The sequence below is a fragment of the Catenuloplanes atrovinosus genome, from assembly GCF_031458235.1.
GTDB lineage: Bacteria > Actinomycetota > Actinomycetes > Mycobacteriales > Micromonosporaceae > Catenuloplanes > Catenuloplanes atrovinosus.
Window position 1 is genome coordinate 6972201 of the sequence record NZ_JAVDYB010000001.1, and the last position, 19464, is coordinate 6991664.

At 71.0% G+C, this 19464-nt stretch carries 27 protein-coding genes; 1 reads left to right on the forward strand and 26 read right to left on the reverse strand.

What is annotated here, in order from left to right; genetic code table 11:
• Window positions 1–37: 37 nt before the first annotated feature.
• Window positions 38–649 carry a class I SAM-dependent methyltransferase gene (locus J2S41_RS31000; RefSeq protein ID WP_310373002.1) on the reverse strand — a complete coding sequence of 204 codons (612 nt, stop codon included), beginning with the start codon at window positions 647–649 and terminating at the stop codon, window positions 38–40.
• 1813 nt (window positions 650–2462) lie between these two features.
• Between J2S41_RS31000 and J2S41_RS31005 the strand changes: the two genes are divergently transcribed.
• Window positions 2463–4904, forward strand: coding sequence for a hypothetical protein (locus J2S41_RS31005; RefSeq protein ID WP_310373003.1), 2442 nt, complete (start codon window positions 2463–2465; stop codon window positions 4902–4904).
• Here J2S41_RS31005 and truA read toward each other — a convergent pair.
• The 25 genes from truA to rplP all read right to left on the reverse strand — a co-directional run bounded on the left by truA (window position 4894) and on the right by rplP (window position 19461).
• The gene (gene truA / locus J2S41_RS31010; RefSeq protein ID WP_310373005.1) at window positions 4894–5706 is read right to left on the reverse strand and encodes a tRNA pseudouridine(38-40) synthase TruA; all 813 of its coding nucleotides are present in this window, start codon (window positions 5704–5706) and stop codon (window positions 4894–4896) included. The two genes, J2S41_RS31005 and truA, sit on opposite strands and share 11 nt — an antisense overlap.
• 73 nt (window positions 5707–5779) lie before the next feature.
• Entirely contained in the window at window positions 5780–6358 is a 579-nt protein-coding gene (gene rplQ, locus J2S41_RS31015; protein ID WP_310373007.1) for a 50S ribosomal protein L17, read from the reverse strand.
• Between the two features lie 48 nt (window positions 6359–6406).
• Window positions 6407–7429, reverse strand: a complete 1023-nt coding sequence (locus J2S41_RS31020) for a DNA-directed RNA polymerase subunit alpha (RefSeq protein WP_310373009.1) — start codon at window positions 7427–7429, stop codon at window positions 6407–6409.
• Window positions 7430–7519: 90 nt separating this feature from the next.
• Window positions 7520–8146 (reverse strand): 30S ribosomal protein S4, encoded by a 627-nt coding sequence (gene rpsD, locus J2S41_RS31025; protein WP_307241026.1) that lies wholly within the window; start codon window positions 8144–8146, stop codon window positions 7520–7522.
• 16 nt (window positions 8147–8162) lie between these two features.
• On the reverse strand, window positions 8163–8570 hold the full coding sequence (gene rpsK, locus J2S41_RS31030) for a 30S ribosomal protein S11 (RefSeq protein ID WP_033342844.1): 408 nt from the start codon (window positions 8568–8570) through the stop codon (window positions 8163–8165).
• Window positions 8571–8609: 39 nt separating this feature from the next.
• Window positions 8610–8990 carry a 30S ribosomal protein S13 gene (gene rpsM / locus J2S41_RS31035; RefSeq protein WP_310373012.1) on the reverse strand — a complete coding sequence of 127 codons (381 nt, stop codon included), beginning with the start codon at window positions 8988–8990 and terminating at the stop codon, window positions 8610–8612.
• A gap of 175 nt (window positions 8991–9165) precedes the next feature.
• On the reverse strand, window positions 9166–9279 hold the full coding sequence (gene rpmJ / locus J2S41_RS31040; RefSeq protein ID WP_085066825.1) for a 50S ribosomal protein L36: 114 nt from the start codon (window positions 9277–9279) through the stop codon (window positions 9166–9168).
• Window positions 9280–9389: 110 nt separating this feature from the next.
• A complete protein-coding gene (gene infA / locus J2S41_RS31045; RefSeq protein WP_007073013.1) occupies window positions 9390–9611 on the reverse strand; it encodes a translation initiation factor IF-1 in 222 nt (73 codons plus the stop codon).
• Between the two features lie 250 nt (window positions 9612–9861).
• Entirely contained in the window at window positions 9862–10377 is a 516-nt protein-coding gene (locus tag J2S41_RS31050; protein WP_374728283.1) for a DUF1707 SHOCT-like domain-containing protein, read from the reverse strand.
• A 642-nt stretch (window positions 10378–11019) separates the two neighbouring features.
• On the reverse strand, window positions 11020–11865 hold the full coding sequence (gene map / locus J2S41_RS31055; protein ID WP_310373018.1) for a type I methionyl aminopeptidase: 846 nt from the start codon (window positions 11863–11865) through the stop codon (window positions 11020–11022).
• Between the two features lie 54 nt (window positions 11866–11919).
• Entirely contained in the window at window positions 11920–12573 is a 654-nt protein-coding gene (locus J2S41_RS31060; protein WP_310373019.1) for an adenylate kinase, read from the reverse strand.
• A gap of 37 nt (window positions 12574–12610) precedes the next feature.
• A complete protein-coding gene (gene secY, locus J2S41_RS31065; RefSeq protein ID WP_310373021.1) occupies window positions 12611–13942 on the reverse strand; it encodes a preprotein translocase subunit SecY in 1332 nt (443 codons plus the stop codon).
• Between the two features lie 286 nt (window positions 13943–14228).
• Window positions 14229–14672, reverse strand: coding sequence for a 50S ribosomal protein L15 (rplO, locus tag J2S41_RS31070; RefSeq protein WP_310373022.1), 444 nt, complete (start codon window positions 14670–14672; stop codon window positions 14229–14231).
• Entirely contained in the window at window positions 14672–14854 is a 183-nt protein-coding gene (gene rpmD, locus J2S41_RS31075) for a 50S ribosomal protein L30 (RefSeq protein WP_310373024.1), read from the reverse strand. Before rpmD ends, rplO begins: the two co-directional genes overlap by 1 nt.
• Window position 14855: 1 nt before the next feature.
• Window positions 14856–15479: a 30S ribosomal protein S5 gene (rpsE, locus tag J2S41_RS31080; RefSeq protein ID WP_310373026.1), complete on the reverse strand. Its 624-nt coding sequence runs from the start codon at window positions 15477–15479 to the stop codon at window positions 14856–14858.
• Between the two features lie 12 nt (window positions 15480–15491).
• Window positions 15492–15887, reverse strand: a complete 396-nt coding sequence (rplR, locus tag J2S41_RS31085) for a 50S ribosomal protein L18 (RefSeq protein WP_445343938.1) — start codon at window positions 15885–15887, stop codon at window positions 15492–15494.
• Complete coding sequence (gene rplF / locus J2S41_RS31090) at window positions 15884–16426, reverse strand: 50S ribosomal protein L6 (RefSeq protein ID WP_310373027.1); 543 nt, start codon at window positions 16424–16426, stop codon at window positions 15884–15886. Before rplF ends, rplR begins: the two co-directional genes overlap by 4 nt.
• Before the next feature lie 12 nt (window positions 16427–16438).
• Entirely contained in the window at window positions 16439–16846 is a 408-nt protein-coding gene (gene rpsH, locus J2S41_RS31095; RefSeq protein ID WP_307241044.1) for a 30S ribosomal protein S8, read from the reverse strand.
• A 103-nt stretch (window positions 16847–16949) separates the two neighbouring features.
• The gene (locus J2S41_RS31100) at window positions 16950–17135 is read right to left on the reverse strand and encodes a type Z 30S ribosomal protein S14 (protein ID WP_033342853.1); all 186 of its coding nucleotides are present in this window, start codon (window positions 17133–17135) and stop codon (window positions 16950–16952) included.
• Between the two features lie 7 nt (window positions 17136–17142).
• On the reverse strand, window positions 17143–17712 hold the full coding sequence (rplE, locus tag J2S41_RS31105; RefSeq protein ID WP_310373036.1) for a 50S ribosomal protein L5: 570 nt from the start codon (window positions 17710–17712) through the stop codon (window positions 17143–17145).
• Window positions 17712–18032: a 50S ribosomal protein L24 gene (gene rplX, locus J2S41_RS31110; RefSeq protein ID WP_310373038.1), complete on the reverse strand. Its 321-nt coding sequence runs from the start codon at window positions 18030–18032 to the stop codon at window positions 17712–17714. Before rplX ends, rplE begins: the two co-directional genes overlap by 1 nt.
• Window positions 18029–18397, reverse strand: coding sequence for a 50S ribosomal protein L14 (gene rplN, locus J2S41_RS31115; RefSeq protein ID WP_007465279.1), 369 nt, complete (start codon window positions 18395–18397; stop codon window positions 18029–18031). The genes rplX and rplN overlap by 4 nt, the downstream gene beginning before the upstream one ends.
• A gap of 130 nt (window positions 18398–18527) precedes the next feature.
• Entirely contained in the window at window positions 18528–18803 is a 276-nt protein-coding gene (gene rpsQ, locus J2S41_RS31120; RefSeq protein ID WP_306837748.1) for a 30S ribosomal protein S17, read from the reverse strand.
• Complete coding sequence (gene rpmC / locus J2S41_RS31125; protein WP_310373116.1) at window positions 18803–19036, reverse strand: 50S ribosomal protein L29; 234 nt, start codon at window positions 19034–19036, stop codon at window positions 18803–18805. The genes rpsQ and rpmC overlap by 1 nt, the downstream gene beginning before the upstream one ends.
• The gene (gene rplP, locus J2S41_RS31130) at window positions 19036–19461 is read right to left on the reverse strand and encodes a 50S ribosomal protein L16 (protein ID WP_310373118.1); all 426 of its coding nucleotides are present in this window, start codon (window positions 19459–19461) and stop codon (window positions 19036–19038) included. Before rplP ends, rpmC begins: the two co-directional genes overlap by 1 nt.
• Between the last annotated feature and the right edge of the window lie 3 nt (window positions 19462–19464).

Below are 19464 nucleotides of genomic sequence, written 5' to 3' on the forward strand. Positions count from 1 at the left end.
CCGATCGGGTACGGCGGGGACCAGCAAATTATTCCGGTCAGGCGGGCCGGCCGACGCGGAGCACCCGGTACCCCTTCTGACTGGCGTGCCGCTCGACCACCCAGCCGCGGTCGACCAGCCACTGGTGCAGCGAGTCGCCGCCCAGGTGCCGCGCGATGACCAGCCACGCGACACCGTTCGGCGCGAGCCGGGGCAGCCAGCGGTCGAGCAGGTCGTGCAGCTCCGCCTTGCCGATCCGGATCGGCGGGTTGCTCCAGATCTGATCGAAGACCACCTCGGCGGGTACGTCGTCCGGGGCGCTCACCGTGACCCGGCGCCCGGCGCCGAGCCGCTCCGCGTTCTCCGCGGTCAGCTCGCGGGCGCGCGCGTTGACGTCCACCGCGTGGACGATCGCGGACGGCGCCTCGGTCGCCAGCACGGCCGTGATCGGGCCGAACCCGCATCCGAGATCGAGGAAGGGTCCCTTTGCACCTGGTTCGGGGAGGTTTGCCTTTTTGAGCAGAACGGCCGTTCCGGGGTCCAGCCGGTCCGCCGAGAACACGCCACGCGCCGCGACGAGCACATAGTCCCGCCCCTGAACGGTGAACGACACCTCGTGCCGCCCCGCGGGAGCGGCCGGCTCGGCGCTGAAGTAGTGCTCGGCGGTCACGCCCCGCATTCTTCCCTCCCGCCGGCGCGTCGCGAAACCGGGGCCACCCCGCCCGGATCGCACAAAATGTCCAATCTGTCGACTCGCGCGCTATGTGGATAGAGGCGAACCGACCGGGATGTCCATTACCCTGTGCGACATGGCGTACGGGCAGCATGGCGGAGCGGACGACGGTCGCCCGCCCGCGGAACACGAACCCCGCTCACGCCGTGCCGCGACCCCACCCAGCGGCGGCTGGCCCGCCCTCGACACCCCCGGCCCCGACGTCAAGCTCTGGGACGCCGACCGCGCCGCCCCACCCCGCCGCTCCCGCCCCGCCGACCGGGCTCCCGCACTCGACGACCCCACCGCCTCCGGCGGCCGCCGCCGCGCCCCGGAAACCCCGGCGGGCCGCCGCACCGCACCGTCCGCGCCGGGCCGCGGCGCCGCACCGTCCGCGGGCGCCGCACCGGCCGCGCCGGGCCACCGCGCCACGCCGGACGCCGTGGCGATGCCGGTTCCAGACCGGACAGGCACGCCCGCGGCGCCGGGCCGCCGGGCCGCGCCGACGCCGGCACTCGACCGCGCGGGCACGCCCACGGCACCGGGCCGCCGAGCCGCACCCGACGCCGTGGCGCCGCCGGTCCCCGGCGCACAGGCCGCCGTGGACGACGCGGCAGCGCTCATCCAGCGGGCGACCGCGGGCGACAGCCTCAGCGGACGCCGCGCAGCCCCGGAGGAACCCGTCGCCACGGGTCGCCGCGCCGCTCCGGCGGAACCCGCCGTCAGTGGCCGCCGCGCCCGCGTCGAAGATCCGGCGACGCCGGGCCGACGAGCCGCCGACGAGCCACCCAGCGGTGCCCCGCGGGCCGGTACGGATGGCACACAGCCAGGTGGAGCCCGGCCCGCCGTGCCGCACGCCACGACACCAGGTGGCGCTCGACGAGCTGCGGCGGACGACCCGGCACTCGGCGCCGTGCGACGCACCCCGGTTGACCCCGAGGGACCCGGCGGCACCCGACGAGCGGCGGCGGACGAGGTGCCACCCGCTGCGGGCCGCCGGGCCGCAGCGGACGACCCGGCACTCGGCGCCGTGCGACGCACCCCGGCTGACGCCGAGGGACCCGGCGGCGCCCGACGAGCCGCAGCGGACGAGGTGCCGCCCGGCGCGGGCCGCCGGGCCGCAGCGGATGGCGCGCCGGCAGGTCGCAGAGCTGCACCGGAGGGCGCGGCCTGGTCCTCGCCCCCGCTCGGACGCCGCGCGCCTGCGGAGGAGCCCGGGCCGAGAGGCCGCCGCGCTGCTCCGGAACCCGAATCACCGGCCACCGGCCGGCGGGCCGCCGAGAACCCGGCCGCCCGGGGACGAGCGCCCGACGCCCCGGCGACCGCACGGCGGGCCGCCGACGGGCCGGCGGCGAGCGACGCCTGGAAGATCACTCCGGAACCGCCCGGCACCGGTCGACGCGCCGCACCCGACGAGACCCCCGCCCGGCGCCGCGCCGATGGCGAGGGTCCCGGTGGGCCCCGAGTCCCGGCGGGGAGCGGATCCACGGCACCGGACGCGCCGCCCGGCGGCCGGCGGCGGGCGGCCGAGGGCGCCGAGGCCTCGGGATCGTGGCAGCTCTCCGGCGAGCCGGGCCGCCGAGCGGCACCGGACGCGGGCCATGCACGCTCCACGACCGCCCGCGAGACGGCCGCCCGCGAGACGGCCGCCCGCGAAGCCACCGCCCGCGACACGGCCGCCCGCGACACGGCCGCCCACGACACGGCCGCCCACGACACGGCCGCCCGCGAGACGGCCGCCAGGGAAGCGGCCGGCGGTCGACGGCGAGCGATGGACGATCCCGGCCAGCGAGGCGAGACGCCCGAGCGATCCGGCGGCCACCGGATGGTGCCGGACCGGCTCGGCCCGCCCGCGTTCGCCGGACCGGAGGCACCGGCCGGCCGCCGGCCGGCCCGCGAGCCGGGCGCGAGCGGCTCCCACGCGCTGCCCGAGCCGACGACCCCGCCGCGCCGCGCCGCTGCCGAAGCAGCGAGCGAGCCGGCCCCCGGCAGCCGGACGGCATTCCCGCCGCGTGCGGACCAGCGCCGGCACACGGACACCGGACACCCGGACGCCGACCCCGCGCGTCGGGCGGCCACCGGGCCTGGACGCCGGGACACGGACGCCGGGCGCCACGACACGGACACCGGCGGCCTCGGACGGCGCAGAGCCGCTGACGCCCCCGGCCACCGCCCGGCCGCCGGCACCGATCCCGCCGCGGCGGGCATGCCGCCGGCCTGGTCGACGCCCCCCAGCCGGCCGGTGCCGCCCGGCCCGGTCTCCGAGGCGCCGCCCGGAGCCGGACGACCGCCGACGGCACGAGGCGCCGACACCGCGGCCCGCGCCGCGATGCCGGACCGGTCCGGCATCGTCCGAGGCGGTGCGGCCGTTCCCGAGCCGGACACGGGCGGCCTGGCCGCGCGCGGCCGCATCCCCGGCCCGGCCGCCGCCGGCGGTCCACCGGCCGGCCACGACACCGGTCCCGGCCGCGGCGACACCCCGCCACCCCCGATGCGCGGCCCCGACCGCCAGGGCCACGACCCGCGCGGACGCTTCTCCTCCGCGCACGATCGGGACCCGTCCGGCGACGTGATGGCCCCCCGCGACCGAGGACCCTGGAGCAGCCCGCCCGCCGACGCCGGACAGCAGGGCGCCGATCCCCGGCGGGGTGGAGGCCGGGCCGCGATCCCGGCGCAGGTCCCGCACGAGACCGCCGGCCCGCCGAGCGCCCGTGCCGCCGCGACACCACCGGCCGGTGACGCCCGGACCCCGGGTGCACGAGACCACGGCCCCGCACGACCGCCGCAGGGCCCGGCCGGCCGCGTCCCATCCGGCACCGGACCCTCCGGCGGCAACCCCACGGTTTCCGGCGGTGCGTCCGCCGCCGTACCGGCCCGTGGCGGCGCCCAGGTCCCCGGCAACGCCCCAGTCTCCGGCGGCGCGGCCATCCCGCCCGCGCGTGGCGGCGCCCAGGTCCCCGGCACCGCCCCCGTCTCCGGCGGCGCGGCCGTCCCACCCGGCCGCGGCGGCGCCCAGGTCCCCGGCCGCGCCCAGCAGCCCGGCCGGGCATCCGCCGCCGTCCGCCGCCAAGGTCCCCCGCCGGCCCGCCCCGACACCTCAGGGGCCATTCCGCTGGGTCCGGAGAGTTCCGGCGGCCACCGGACGGGTCCCGACGCGTCGGGAGCCCTTCGGCTGAGCCCGGACACCTCCGGCGTCTACCGGCCCGACCGGCAGCCCGGGAGCGCCGCCGGACAGCGACACCCCGACGCCTCGGGCGCGCACCGCACCGGCAACCCGCCCGTGGCCGCGCAGCGGCACCCCGGCCCGGACGACGCGCCCGGACCTCGCACGGCCGCCGCCCGGGTCACGCCGCCGGACGCCGCCGGTCACGGCGCCGGCGCCGCCGGCACCTCGCTGGCCCAGCGCCCGCCGAGCACCGTCGCGCGGATCACGCCGGCCCCCGCCGTACCGTCGCAGCCCGAGGCTCCCGAGGCGGAGACCGACAGGGCCGCGCCGGCCGAGGCGCGGCAGAAGCCCTGGCAGGTACTGGTCGGGGTGCTCGCCGCGCTGGTCCTGGTCGGGGTGTGCGGGCTGAGCTCGTTCTTCATCCTGGCGGACGAGCAGAGCGGCCGGGACGCGCAGGCCTCCGGCGGCAATCCGGAGGCGACCGCGCAGGCCCGGGACATCAGCTCGCGCGGCGTGGACGGCGAGCCGCTCACCACGAACGAGGTCTTCCCGGCCGGCACGATCGCGATCACGTCGCAGGAGCCGCCGTACACGGTGCTCAAGACCGAGCAGCTGGACGACTGCGGCAAGGCCGCGGCCGGCGAGATCCCGCAGCTGCTCAAGGACCTGGGCTGCAACCAGGTGGTACGCGGCACCATGCGCTCCCCCGACTCCGGCTACCTGGTCACGGCCGGGGTGTTCAACCTGGAGGACGAGACCGGCGCGAAGTGGGCGCACGAGCAGATCAAGGCGATGGTCGACGGGCAGAAGGGCCGTTTCTCCGGCATGCGCGCGGGCGCGGGCACCGAGCCGGTGGAGGAGTCGTCCGCGCAGGTCGGGTGGAACATCCGCGGTCACTTCCTGGCGTACTGCGTGATCGCCCGCGCGGACGGTGAGAAGATCATCGACGGTGACCCGCAGGCCCGGCAGATCCTCTACGACATGGTGGAGCTGCACCTGCGCAACGGCGTGCTGGAGAAGCGCGCCACCCAGCCCACTACGAGCTGAGCGTCCGGATCCGCCGGGTCGCCTCGGCCCGGGTCGCGAACTCGGCGGCGGACGGGTAGCCGACCGCGACCAGCGTCAGCCCGTGCGCGGGCGCGACCGTCACCTCGCTGGACCGCGCGGTGAGCCGCAGCAGGGAGGCCGGCCACTCCGGCGGGCGACGCCCGTCGCCGACGTGCAGCATCGCACCGACCAGACTGCGCACCATGGCCTGGCAGAACGCGTCCGCCTGCACGGTCGCCACCAGCACGCCGTCCAGGTCGCGCGCCCACTCCAGGCGGTTGATCGCCCGTACCGTGGTGGCGTGCTCCTTGCGGCGGCAGAACGCGGCGAAGTCGTGCTCGCCGACCAGCCCGGCCGCGGCCGCGTTGAGCAGTCCCGGGTCGAGCGCGCGCGGCCAGGCGAGCGTGTCGTGGCGGCGCAGCGGCTCCGCGCCGTGCACCGCGTCCGTGACCCGGTAGTGGTAGCGGCGGAACGTGGCGGAGAACCGCGCGTCGAACGTGTCCGGCACCTCCGCCGCCGCGTGCACGCGCACGTCGCCGGGGAGCAGCGCGGCGAGCCGGCGCAGCAGCGTGGGCTGCACGGCCTGCCAGGGCTCGGCCGGCAGGTCGATGTGGCAGACCTGGCCGGTGGCGTGCACGCCGGCGTCGGTGCGCCCGGCGACGACCATGCCGAACGGGAGGTCCCCGAAGAGCCGGCCCAGTGCCTCCAGCAGCACGCCGGCGACCGTACGCCGGGTCGGCTGCACCGCCCAGCCGGAGAAGTCGGTCCCGTCGTAGGCGACGTCCAGGCGTACCCGTGGCATCCGATGGTCCTTCGGCTAAGACGCAAGAGCCCGGCCTCCGGAGAAGGAGACCGGGCCCTGCGGAAACGCGGACTTACTTGTCGTCGCCCTCGGCCTGCGTGCCGGGGCCGTCGGCGTCCTTGTCACCGGACGCCGAGACCGGCGGGTCGGCGTCCTGGTCCGCCGAGTCCGAGGACGTGGCGGGCGCGGAGGAGGTGGCCGGGGCCTCGTCCTCGCGGGCCAGCGCCTCGACCTTGTCCTGCTGGCGCGCGGCCTTCCGGGCGGCCTTGGACGGGCCGGTGGTGGCCGCGACCTCGAGCGCCTCGACCAGCTCGATGATCGCCATCGGAGCGGCATCGCCGCGGCGCGGCCCGGTCTTCACGATCCGGGTGTAGCCGCCGGGACGGTTCTCGAACCGCGGGGCGATCTTGTCGAACAGCTCGAACACCACGTCCTTGTCGCGGACGACGGTGAGCACCCGCCGACGCGCGTGCAGGTCACCGCGCTTGGCCTTGGTGATGAGCTGCTCGGCCAGCGGACGCAGCCGCCGGGCCTTGGACTCGGTGGTCTTGATCTTCCCGTGCCGGAACAGCTCGGTGGCCAGGTTGGCCAGGATGAGCCGCTCGTGCGCCGGGCCGCCGCCGAGGCGGGCTCCCTTGGTGGGCGTGGGCATGTCGGTGCTCCTGAATACGCTTCAGCCGGCGAGAACCGGCGGGGAAAATTACAGCTGCTCGGTCTCGCGGTAGTCGTCGCTGTCGTAGTCGACCTCGCCGAACGAGTCCACGACGTTGGTCGGGTCGAAGGAGGGCGCGGAGTCCTTCAGGCCCAGGCCCATACCGGCCAGCTTCATCTTGACCTCGTCGATGCTCTTCTGCCCGAAATTCCTTATATCGAGGAGATCAGCTTCCGTGCGCCCGATGAGTTCGCCCACGGTGTTGATGCCCTCGCGCTTGAGGCAGTTGTAGGAACGGACGGTGAGGTCCAGCTCCTCGATCGGCAGCGCCAGGTCGGCCGCCAGCTGCGCGTCCTGCGGAGACGGCCCGATGTCGATGCCCTCGGCGGTCTCGTCCAGCTCGCGGCAGAGCCCGAAGAGCTCGACCAGGGTCGAGCCCGCGGAGGCCAGCGCCGTACGCGGGGAGATGGACGCCTTGGTCTCGACGTCGATGATCAGCCGGTCGAAGTCCGTGCGCTGCTCGACACGGGTGGCCTCGACGCGGTAGGTCACCTTCATCACCGGTGTGTAGATCGAGTCGACGGGAATCCGCCCGATCTCCGCACCGGCCTGCTTGTTCTGCGCGGCGGTGACGTAGCCCCGGCCCCGCTCGACCGTCAGCTCCATGTCGAGCCGGCCCTTGCCGTTCAGCGTGGCCAGCTTCAGGTCGGGGTTGTGCACGGAGACGCCGGCCGGGGGCTGGATGTCGCCCGCCGTGACGTCTCCCGGCCCCGCCTTACGCAGGTACATGCTGACCGGCTCGTCGTGCTCGGAGCTGACGCACAGCTCCTTGATGTTCATGACGAGCTCGACCACGTCCTCCTTGACGCCCGGGATCGTGGTGAACTCGTGCAGCACGCCGTCGACCTTGATGCTGGTGACGGCCGCACCCGGAATCGAGGAGAGCAGGGTACGACGGAGCGAGTTGCCGAGCGTGTAGCCGAAGCCGGGCTCGAGCGGCTCGATGATGAACTTCGAGCGGGTCTCGCTGATCGGCTCCTCGGAGAGAGCCGGCCGCTGGGTGATAAGCACAGAACTTCTCTTTTCGTACGGGGCACCCGCTATTTGATGCCCGAACTCGACGACCGGCGACGCCCCGAGGGGCGCCGCCGGACAACAGCCTTACTTGGAGTAAAGCTCGACGATCAGCTGCTCCTGGACCTGCGTGTCGATGACCTGCCGGCTCGGGAGCGAGTGGACCAGAACCTTGAACTGGCTCGGGATCGACTCCAGCCACGCCGGAATGGTGCGACCGCCGGCCTGGGCCGACGCGACGACGAACGGGGTCATCTCGCGAGACTTCTCGCGGACCTCGACGATGTCGTGCTCCTTGATCCGGTACGACGGGATGTCGACCTTCTTGCCGTTCACCAGGAAGTGACCGTGCTTGACCAGCTGCCGCGCCATGTCGCGCGACGAGGCCCAGCCGGACCGGTAGACGACGTTGTCGAGACGGGTCTCCAGGATCTGGAGCAGGACCTCACCGGTCTTGCCCTTCTTGGAGACGGCCTCGTCGTAGTAACCGCGGAACTGCTTCTCCAGCACGCCGTACACGCGGCGGGCCTTCTGCTTCTCGCGGTGCTGGAGCAGGTACTCCGACTCCTTGGTCCGGCCGCGGCCGTGCTGGCCGGGCGGGAACGGACGGGACTCGAAGGGGCACTTCGGTCCGTCGCACTTGCTGCCCTTGAGGAACAGCTTCATCTTCTCCCGCCGGCAACGGCGGCAGTCAGCACCGGTGTAACGAGCCATTTTCCTCTTCTACCTCTCAGACCCGGCGACGCTTCGGCGGACGGCACCCGTTGTGCGGCTGCGGCGTGACGTCGGAGATCTGACCGACCTCGAGGCCGACGGCCTGCAGCGAACGGATGGCGGTCTCCCGGCCGGAGCCGGGGCCCTTGACGAACACGTCGACCTTCCGCATGCCGTGCTCCATCGCGCGACGCGCGGCGGCCTCGGCGGCCATCTGCGCGGCGAACGGGGTCGACTTGCGGGAGCCCTTGAAGCCCACCTGGCCGGCCGAGGCCCAGGAGATGACAGCACCGGTCGGGTCCGTGATGGACACGATGGTGTTGTTGAAGGTGCTCTTGATGTGCGCCTGCCCGTGGGCGACGTTCTTGCGTTCCTTGCGCCGGACCTTCTTGACTGCGGCCCCAGCGCGTGCCTTGGGTGGCATGAGTTCTCTGCGCTCCTATATGGGTGAGATCGGGACTTACTACTTCTTGCCGGGCTTCTTCTTGCCGGCGACGGTGCGCTTCGGACCCTTGCGGGTACGAGCGTTCGTCCGGGTCCGCTGTCCGCGGACCGGCAGGCCCCGGCGGTGCCGGATGCCGGCGTAGCAGCCGATCTCGACCTTGCGGCGAATATCCGCGGCGACCTCGCGGCGCAGGTCGCCCTCTACCTTGAAGTTCCCCTCGATGTAGTCGCGCAGCAGCACGACTTCCTCATCGGTGAGGTCCTTGGCGCGCTTGTTCGGGTCGATGCCGGTGGCGGCGAGCGCCTCCACGGCGCGGGTCCGTCCGACCCCGAAGATGTAGGTGAGCGCGATCTCCATCCGCTTCTCGCGGGGGAGGTCGACGCCGACTAGACGTGCCATGTGCGGGCGTACTCCTCAACTTCTTCTCGCGGAGGTCTGTGCCGTCCCCTCCCCGCACTGGCGCGTCGGCGCCTGCCCGGCGGGGCCCCGGCCTCCGACCGGGGGTGCACCGCGACGAATCGCGGCGGGAACGAACTGTCAGTTGTCGGGGGCGCGTCGGACCCCGTCGCCAGAATCAGCCCTGGCGCTGCTTGTGGCGCGGGTCCTCACAAATGATCATGACCCGGCCGTGCCGGCGGATGACGCGGCACTTGTTGCAGATCTTCTTGACGCTCGGCTTGACCTTCACGGTGCGCCTTTGCTGTTCATCCGTGTCCCCGGCACGACGAAGCGCCGCCCGGTGAGGCACGGGTGACGGACACAGGAAATCCCGCCCCGTCGATCAGTTAGCGGTGGGCCCTACTTGTACCGATAGACGATGCGCCCACGGGTGAGATCGTATGGAGATAGCTCCACGACGACCCGGTCCTCGGGCAAAATACGGATGTAGTGCTGCCGCATCTTGCCACTGATGTGAGCCAGCACCTTGTGACCGTTGGCGAGCTCCACCCTGAACATGGCGTTCGGCAGTGGCTCGATCACTCGGCCTTCGATCTCGATGGCTCCGTCTTTCTTCGGCATGTCCTCCGCTACCTGACATTCGGTTATGGGACGCGCACACAACGCCGCTCGCAAGACGTGCTCATGATGATTCGCCTCGCGCCAGCCGCGGCTCCGCCACGCCATCGAAGCGCTGATGGACATGACGGAAGGGACGCTGTGCGCCAATCAACGAGTGTACGCCGCGCATTACATCGACACCAAACCGAGGTCACGCAACCCGCGGTCGGGTGTGTCGCTGCCCGCCGAAAACCGGACGGACGTGCCTAAATCACTCGTCGTGGTCGTCGCGCTCGGCCTCGATCGCCTTCTTCCGCGCCTGCTTCGCCGCCCACCGCTGCGGCTCACCGGTCGCCAGCCCCGCCACGGTGGAGATCACCAGGACCGTCCCCCAGGTGCCGGCCACCCAGCCCGGCCAGAACGCGCTCGGCCAGTCACCGTTCGCCACCGCCGGGAAGCCCCAGACGGCCAGCAGAACGCCCATCACGCCGAGGAACGGCGCCCAGTTCTCCACCAGCCAGCGCCGGGTCGCGTCCTCGTACCGCCCGTCCGCCCCGATCGGCCACTCCGGCACGCCCGCCGGCACCACGGCGCCCGCCGCCGGCACCGCGAGCCCCTGCCGCTCCGCCGGCAGATCGGTCAGCAGCCCGTCCAACTCACCGTAGGTCTTCGCCGCGTAGGCCCGCCCGAGCCGCTCGTCGAACTCCGCCAGATCCAGCCGGCCCTCGTTGAGCGCGGTACGCAGCCGATCCGCGACCGCCTCGCGGTCCGCGTCGGCCGCACGCATCTCCTCGCGCCCCATGCGTACCAGCATGGCACCGCCGAACACCCCAATCAAGATCATCAGTGGGTACGTCCGGGCACCGCCCCCGGCCCTCCCAGGACCCACCCGGCCCCCGCCGCCCAGACCCCCGGCGACCGGAGCCGCCGCGGCCCAGCCCGCGGCGCGCCGCCGGTTCATGCACCCACTCACCACCGCCACCGCCCGCCTCGCCACACCAGCCGGCGACCCCGGGTAGCACTGAAACTGCCTACATAGTGATCCGGGCCGGTGGGGAAAGGAACGGCCGACCACCTCGGCCGGCGCGGAAGGCGACCAGCCCTACGGTCCCGGCCAGTGCGGGGAGCAACCAGCCCTACAGCCCCAGCCAGTGCGGAAGGCGACCAGCCTTACGGTCCCGGCCAGTGCGCAAAGCAACCAGCCCTACAGCCCCAGCCAGTGCACAAAGCAACCAGCCCTACAGCCCCAGCCAGTGCGGGGAGCAACCAGCCCTACAGCCCCAGCCAGTGCAGAAGGAGACCAGCCCTATGGTCCCGGCCAGTGCGGGAAGCAACCGGCCCTACAGCCCCAGCCAGTGCGCAAAGCGACCAGCCCTACAGCCCCGGCCAGTGCGGCGAGCGGGCGGCACCGGATGCCGGCCTGGCGGGGTCAGCTGGCCGGGGCGGGCTGACGGGAGGTGACCAGGTCGCCGAGACGTTCGCGACCGCCGTCGAAGGCGGTCAGCACCCAGATGCCGTCCTCCAGCAGCGCCATCGAGTGCTCGACGTGCGCGGCCACCGACCGGTCCTTGGTGATCACCGTCCAGCCGTCGGACAGCTCCACCGACTTCGGCGAGCCGAGCGTGATCATCGGCTCGATCGCCAGGCACAGCCCGTTCGTCAGCGAGATGCCGCGGCCCGGCCGGCCATAGTTGAGCACGTGCGGGTCCTGGTGCATCTCCGTGCCGATGCCGTGCCCGCCGTACCCCTCGACGATGCCGTAACGGCCGCCGGCGCGCACCGCGCGCTCCACCGCGTAGGAGATGTCAGACAGCTTGCCCCGCCCGGAGGCCGCGCCGCGCGCCGCCGCGGCCAGACCGGCCCACATCGCGTCCTCCGCGACCGCGGCCATCTTCGCCAGTTCCGGCCGCACCTCGCCGACCGCGACCGTGATGGCCGAGTCGCCGTGCCAGCCGTCCAGTACCGCGCCGCAGTCGATCGAGATCAGGTCGCCCTCCTGGAGCACCTGCTTCTCCGAGGGGATCGCGTGCACGATCTGCTCGTTGACGGAGGAGCAGATCGTCGCCGGGTAGCCGTGGTATCCCTTGAAGGACGGCACGGCCCCGGCGTCCCGGATGACCGATTCGGCGATCGCGTCGAGGTCCGCGGTGGAGACGCCGGGCGCGACCGCCTGTCGCATCCGCTCCAGGGCCTCCGCCACGACGAGCCCGGCGGCCCGCATCTTGACTATCTGTTCCGTGGTCTTCAGCTGAATCTTCAGCTGCTGGCGGCGCATGTGCGTACCCTCTGACTCTCGTGCACGTGTCGGCGGCGCCCTGGGCGAGCCGGGTCAGCCGCCGTAGGACCGCAGCGCGTCGATCGCGCGGACCGTGACGTCCTCGACCGGCCCGGTGGCGTCGATCCCGACCAGCTTGCCCTGGGCACCGTAGTAGTCGACCAGCGGAGCGGTGTCCCGGGCGTAGACCCGCAGCCTCTCCGCGATCGTCTCGGCCTTGTCGTCGTCGCGCTGGAACAGCTCGCCGCCGCACCGGTCGCAGATGTCCTCCCCCGACGGCGGGTCGAACTCCACGTGCCAGATCTTGCCGCAGCCGCGACAGGTGCGCCGGCCGGAGAGCCGCCGGATCACCTCGTCGTCGTCGACGACCAGCTCCAGCACGATGTCCAGCGCGGTGCCCAGGTCGGCGAGCAGCTTGTCCAGCGCGTTCGCCTGGGGCGTGGTACGCGGGAACCCGTCCAGCAGGAAGCCGTCCGTCGAGTCCGGCTCGGCCAGCCGCTCCCGGACCATGTTGATCGTGACCTCGTCGGGAACCAGCTGGCCGGCGTCCATGTAGCGCTTCGCCTCGACGCCGAGCGGCGTGCCCTGAGCCACGTTCGCCCGGAAGATGTCACCGGTCGAGATCTTCGGCACGGCCAGGTGGGCGGCGATGAACTCGGCCTGGGTCCCTTTACCCGCCCCCGGGGGACCAACCAGTACGAGTCTCACCTATGCGCCCCCCTGGCTCGCTCGCTCCGCCCGCCCACTAGCGCAGGAACCCTTCGTAGTTCCGCTGCATGAGCTGGCTCTCGATCTGCTTCACCGTCTCCAAGCCCACACCAACCATGATGAGCACCGCGGTGCCACCGAACGGGAAGTTCTGGAACTGGTTGTTGTCGAGCCAGATGAAGAAGAAGTTGGGCAGGATGGAGATCACACCAAGGTACAGCGAACCGGGCAGCGTGATGCGACTAAGGATGAAGTCAAGATAGTCCGCCGTCGGCTTCCCCGGGCGGATACCCGGGACGAACCCACCGTACTTCTTCATGTTCTCCGCGACCTCGGTCGGGTTGAACGTGATGGAGACGTAGAAGTAGGTGAAGAAGATGATCAGCAGGAAGTAGATGACGATGTGCATCCACGCCGCGGGGTCCACGATGTTGTTCTGCACCCAGGTCTGCACCGGGCCCGGGTCGTTCTGATCGAAGAACTGCAGGATCAGCTGGGGCAGGTACAGCAGGGAGGACGCGAAGATCACCGGGATGACACCGGCCTGGTTGACCTTCAGCGGGATGTAGGTGGAGGTGCCGCCGTACATCTTCCGGCCGATCATGCGCTTCGCGTACTGCACCGGGATGCGGCGCTGCGCCTGCTCGATGAAGACGACCAGCGTGATGACCAGCAGGACCATCACCAGGACCGCGATGAACCAGCCCCAGCCGCGGGACTCCTTGATCGCCCAGCCCTCGCTGGGGAGGCGCGCCGCGATCGAGGTGAAGATCAGAACGGACATGCCGTTGCCGACGCCGCGGTCGGTGATCAGCTCGCCCAGCCACATCACCACGCCGGTGCCGGCGGTCATCGTGATGACCAGCGCCACCAGGGTGATCCACATGGGCATCCCGGTGTTCTCCGGGACGATCGGGAACTGGTCGCACTGGTTGCTGAACAGCTGGCCGGACCGCGCCAGGGCCACGAAGGCCGAGGACTGCAGGACCGCGAGGCCGAGCGTCAGGTAGCGCGTGTACTGCGTGATCTTCGCCTGGCCGGACTGGCCCTCCTTGCGGAGCTGCTCCAGGCGCGGGATCACCACCGTGAGGAGCTGAAGGATGATCGACGCGGTGATGTAGGGCATGATGCCCAGCGCGAAGACCGAGAGCGACAACAGCGCGCCGCCGGAGAAGAGGTTCAGCAGCGAGAAGACCCCGCTGGTGGCCCCGGACTCCATGACGTCGATGCACTTCTGCACGTTGCTGAACGAGACGCCAGGGCTGGGCAGTGTCGCTCCGAGCCGGTAGACCGCGATGATGGCGACTGTAAACAGCAGCTTTTTGCGCAGGTCAGGCGTGCGGAACGCACTGAGAAAGGCGGAGAGCAACTTCTTCCTCCTGCGCGAGGTAGCCGCCACGATGGCGGTCGGAGCGGGTCCCGGTTGCGACACCCGCGTATCCATGGGCTGGAAACGGACTCTAACAGTCGGCGACGTGTCCGGTCAGCGTGGCCGGGCACATACACCGGCCCCGATATTAACGGCACGGCGTAGTCGGTTCGACACCGCGCCTCCCCTTTTTAACGGTGCGATGCCTCACCAGACACTACGACGAGGGTGCTGATCCGCCCACCAACGGCAGGCGAATTCAGCACCCTCGTACGCATGTGCGTGCTTACAGCTCGGTCGCCGAGCCGCCGGCCGCCGCGATCTTCTCCTTGGCCGACGCGCTGAACGCGTCCGCCTTGATCTGGATCGCGATGCCGTTCAGGTCGCCGGTGCCGAGCACCTTGACCGGGTGGTTGCGGCGCACCGCACCCGCCGCGGCCAGTTCCTCCGGGCCGACCTCGCCGCCGTTCGGGAACAGCTCGGCGAGCCGGTCCAGGTTCACGACCTGGAAGACGACCTTGTTCTTGTTCTTGAAGCCCTTCAGCTTCGGCAGGCGCATGTGGAGGGGCATCTGCCCACCCTCGAACGCCGCCGAGATGTTCTTCCGGGCCTTGGAACCCTTGGTACCGCGACCGGCGGTCTTGCCCTTCGAGCCCTCACCGCGACCCACACGGGTCTTGGCCTTCTTGGCTCCCGGCGCCGGCCGGAGGTCATGGATCCGGATGGGCATTAGTCGACCTCCTCGACCTTCACGAGGTGGTTCACCGCGAAGATCATGCCGCGAATCTCCGGCCGATCCTCCTTGACCACCACGTCGTTGATCCGCTTCAGGCCCAGCGAACGCAGCGATTCACGCTGGTTGTGCTTGGTGCCGATGGTGGACCGCAGCTGCGTCACCTTCAGGCGTGCCATCTCAGACCCCCACCCCTGCGCGCACCGCGAGCATGGCGGCCGGGGCGACGTCCTCGACCGGCAGGCCGCGACGGGCCGCGACAGCCTCGGGCGACTCCAGCATCTTCAGAGCCGCGACGGTGGCGTGCACGATGTTGATCGGGTTCGACGAGCCCAGCGACTTCGACAGGACGTCGTGGATGCCCGCGCACTCCAGCACGGCGCGCACCGGGCCACCGGCGATGACGCCGGTACCGGCGGAGGCCGGCTTCAGGAGCACGACACCGGCGGCGTCCTCACCCTGCACCGGGTGCGGGATGGACGCGGCGATGCGCGGCACCTTGAAGAAGTGCTTCTTGGCCTCCTCGACACCCTTGGCGATCGCCGCGGGCACCTCCTTGGCCTTGCCGTAGCCGACGCCGACGGTTCCGTCGCCGTCACCCACGATCACGAGGGCGGTGAAGCTGAAGCGACGACCGCCCTTGACGACCTTCGCGACACGGTTGATCGCGACGACCCGCTCGAGGTGCGGGGTCTTCTCGGCCGGAGCGTTGCCCCGGCCGCCGTCGCGGCCGCGGCCCTCGCGACGGCCGCCGCCACCTTCAGAACCGCCGGACCCGCCGCCTCGGCGCTGTTGACCTGGCATTGGTCTTCCTTCCTAGAACTCGAGTCCGGCTTCGCGGGCGGCCGTCGCCAGGGCGGCGATGCGCCCCGCGTACCGGTTGCCGCCGCGGTCGAAGACGACCTTGCTGACGCCCGCGGCCTTGGCCCGCTCGGCGAGGAGCGCGCCGACCTTGCCGGCCAGGGCGCTCTTGTCGCCCTCGCCGCCACGGATGGTGGCGTCCAGCGTCGAGGCCGACGCGAGGGTGTGTCCCTTGGTGTCGTCCACGACCTGGGCCGTGATGTGCCGCAGCGACCGGGTGACGACCAGGCGAGGACGCTCCTCCGTGCCGCGCACGACGGTGCGCAGCCGGAAGTGACGACGCGCGCGGCCAACGGCCCGCTTCGCGGCGATACCGCCGCCGTTGCGGCGCTTGAGCAGCGTGGCGCTCACTTCTTGCCTGCCTTTCCAGCCTTACGGCGGATGACCTCGCCCTGGTACTTCACGCCCTTGCCCTTGTAGGGCTCCGGCGGGCGGATCTTGCGAATGTTCGCGGAGACCTCGCCCACCAGCTGCTTGTCGATGCCGGCCACGTGGAACAGGGTCGGGCGCTCGACGGTGAACGTGATGCCGGCCGGAGGCTGGACCACGACGGGGTGCGAGAAGCCGAGGGCGAACTCGAGGTCGCTGCCCTTGGCGGTGACCCGGTAACCGGTGCCGTTGATCTCCAGCGACTTCCGGTAACCCTCGGTCACGCCGACGATCATGTTGGCGACGAGCGTCCGGCTGAGACCGTGCAGCTCCTTCGCCTTGCGCTCGTCGTTGGGGCGGCTGACCTGGATGGTGCCGTCCTCAGCGCGCTCAGCGGTAATCGGCTCCGCCAGGGTGTGCGACAGCTCGCCCTTGGGGCCCTTCACCGTGACAACGGCGCCGTCGATCTTGACATCGACGTTGGCCGGCACGGTAATCGACTTACGTCCGATTCGCGACATTAGAGCTCTTCCTCACCAGACGTAGGCGAGGACTTCCCCGCCCACCCCTCGCTTGCGGGCCTGCCGGTCGGTGAGCAGCCCCTGGGACGTCGAGATGATCGCCACGCCGAGACCGCCGAGCACGCGCGGCAGCTCCGGGGACTTGGCGTACACCCGCAGACCGGGCTTGGACACCCGGCGGATGCCGGCGAGGCTGCGCTCGCGGCTCGAGCCGTACTTCAGCTCGACCACCAGCTTCTTGCCGACGACGTCCTCTTCCGGGTCCTCGACCGACCAGCTGGCGATGTAACCCTCGGCCTTGAGGACCTCGGCGATGTTCGCCTTGATCTTCGAGTAGGGCATCGCCACCCGGTCGTGATACGCCTGGTTGGCGTTACGCAGACGCGTGAGCATGTCTGCGATCGGGTCAGTCATGGTCATTGGTTTGTCAGCCTTTCTCGCCGGGGTTCCCAGGCGGTGTGCCGGGGCCTACGGCGAAGAGGTGCCACTGTCTTCTCTGTGAAAAGCGCAGCGTGGCGGATGGTTACCAGGAAGCCTTCGACACACCGGGCAGCTCGCCACGGTGGGCCATCTCCCGGATGCAGACGCGGCACAGACCGAACTTGCGGTAGACGGCCTTGGGCCGACCGCACCGCTGGCAACGGGTGTACGCGCGCACCGCGAACTTCGGCTTCGCGGCCGCCTTCAGGATCAGCGCCTTCTTGGCCATGTCTCGCTCACTGCTCCTTGAACGGGAAGCCAAGGAGCTTCAGCAGCGCCCGGCCCTCATCGTCGGTCTTCGCCGAGGTCACCACGGTGATGTCCATGCCCCGGGTACGGTCGATCCGGTCCTGGTCGATCTCGTGGAAAACCGACTGCTCGGTCAGGCCGAACGTGTAGTTGCCGTTGCCGTCGAGCTTGCGCCCGTCGAGGCCGCGGAAGTCGCGGATTCGCGGAAGCGCGATCGACAGCAGCCGGTCCAGGAACTCCCACATCCGGTCGCCGCGGAGGGTGACCTTCGCGCCGATCGGCATGCCCTCGCGCAGCTTGAACTGCGCGATGGACTTGCGGGCCCGGCGAACCAGCGGCTTCTGCCCGGTGATGGTGGCCAGATCGCGCACAGCGCCGTCGATGAGCTTCGCGTCCCGCGCGGCCTCACCGACACCCATGTTGACCACGATCTTCACCAGACCGGGGACCTGCATGGCGTTCGCGTACTCGTACTGCTCACGCAGCTGCGCGATGATCTCGTTGCGGTACCGCGCCTTGAGGCGCGGCAACGTCTTGGTTTCGGTAGCTGCCGTCATCACAGTTCCTTACCGCTGCGGCGCGAGATACGGACCTTGGTGCCGTTCTCGTCGATCCGGTAGCCCACCCGGGTCCGGTTGCCGTCGGAGTCGACCACCATCACGTTCGAGACGTGAATGGGGGCCTCCTGCGTCACGATGCCACCGGTCTTGGCGCCACGCTGGGTGGTCTGGATGCGCTGGTGCTTCTTGACTCGGTTCACGCCCTCGACCAGGACCTTGTCCAGGCGGGGGTAGGCCGCGATGACCTTACCCCGAACGCCCTTGTCCTTCCCGGCGATGACCTCGACCGTGTCGCCCTTCTTGACCTTCACGGTCACAACACCTCCGGGGCGAGCGAAATGATCTTCATGAACCGCTTGTCCCGCAGCTCGCGGCCCACCGGGCCGAAGATACGGGTGCCACGGGGGTCACCGCCGTCCTTGATGATCACGGCGGCGTTCTCGTCGAAGCGGATGTACGACCCGTCGGGCCGGCGCCGCTCCTTCGCGGTACGGACGACGACCGCCTTGACGACGTCGCCCTTCTTGACACCGGCGCCCGGGATCGCGTCCTTGACGGTGGCCACGATGACGTCGCCGATGCTCGCGTAGCGCCGACCCGAGCCGCCGAGCACCCGGATGCACAGGATCTCCCTGGCACCCGTGTTGTCGGCGACACGCAGTCGCGACTCCTGCTGGATCACGTCTATCTCCTATGTCTGCCAGTTCTCCGCCCGGAATGGGGCGGAGCTTGGCGGAACCTGGTCCGCGCTAGGCGCGGGCTGATTTCCCGCACCGACACGTGCCGGGGCCGAAGCCCCGGAACCTGTCGGGCTACTTCGCCTTCTCGAGGATCTCGACGATCCGCCACCGCTTCGTGGCGGACAGCGGCCGGGTCTCCATCAGGGAGACGCGGTCGCCGACGCCGGCGGCGTTCTGCTCGTCGTGCACCTTCAGCTTGCGGGTACGGCGGATGACCTTGCCGTACAGCGCGTGCTTGACGCGGTCCTCGACCTCGACGACGACGGTCTTGTCCATCTTGTCGCTCACCACGAGGCCCTCACGGACCTTGCGCTGACGGCGGGCGGCCGTGGCGTTCTCTTCACTCATCACGCAGTCACCTCAGACGGCGCGGACGAGAGACCCAGCTCCCGCTCACGCAGAATCGTGTAGATCCGGGCAATCTCCCGGCGGACGACAGGCAGCCGCCGGTTGTTGTCCAGCTGCCCCGTGGCGCCCTGCACTCGGAGGTTGAACAGCTCCGCCTTGGCCTCCTTGAGCTTCGCGATCAGCTCCTCGTCGGAGAGCTCACGGAACTCGGTGGCCTTGGTACCGGCTGCCATCACGCCTCACCCACTTCGCGCTTCACGATGCGGCACTTCATCGGCAGCTTGTGGATCGCGCGGCGCATCGCCTCACGCGCGATCGCCTCGTTCGGGAAGGACATCTCGAACAGGACGCGGCCCGGCTTGATGTTCGCGACCCACCACTCGGGCGAGCCCTTACCGGAACCCATGCGGGTCTCAGCCGGCTTCTTGGTCAGCGCCTGGTCCGGGAAGATCGTGATCCAGACCTTGCCGCCACGCTTGATGTGACGGGTCATCGCGATACGGGCCGACTCGATCTGCCGGTTGGTGACGTAGGCCGGCTCCAGCGCCTGGATGCCGAACTCGCCGAACACCACTCGGTTGCCGCCCTTGCTCTGACCGTGACGGTCCGGGTGGTGCGGCTTGCGGAAGCCCTTCGGGGGCTTGCGCGGGATCAGCATGTG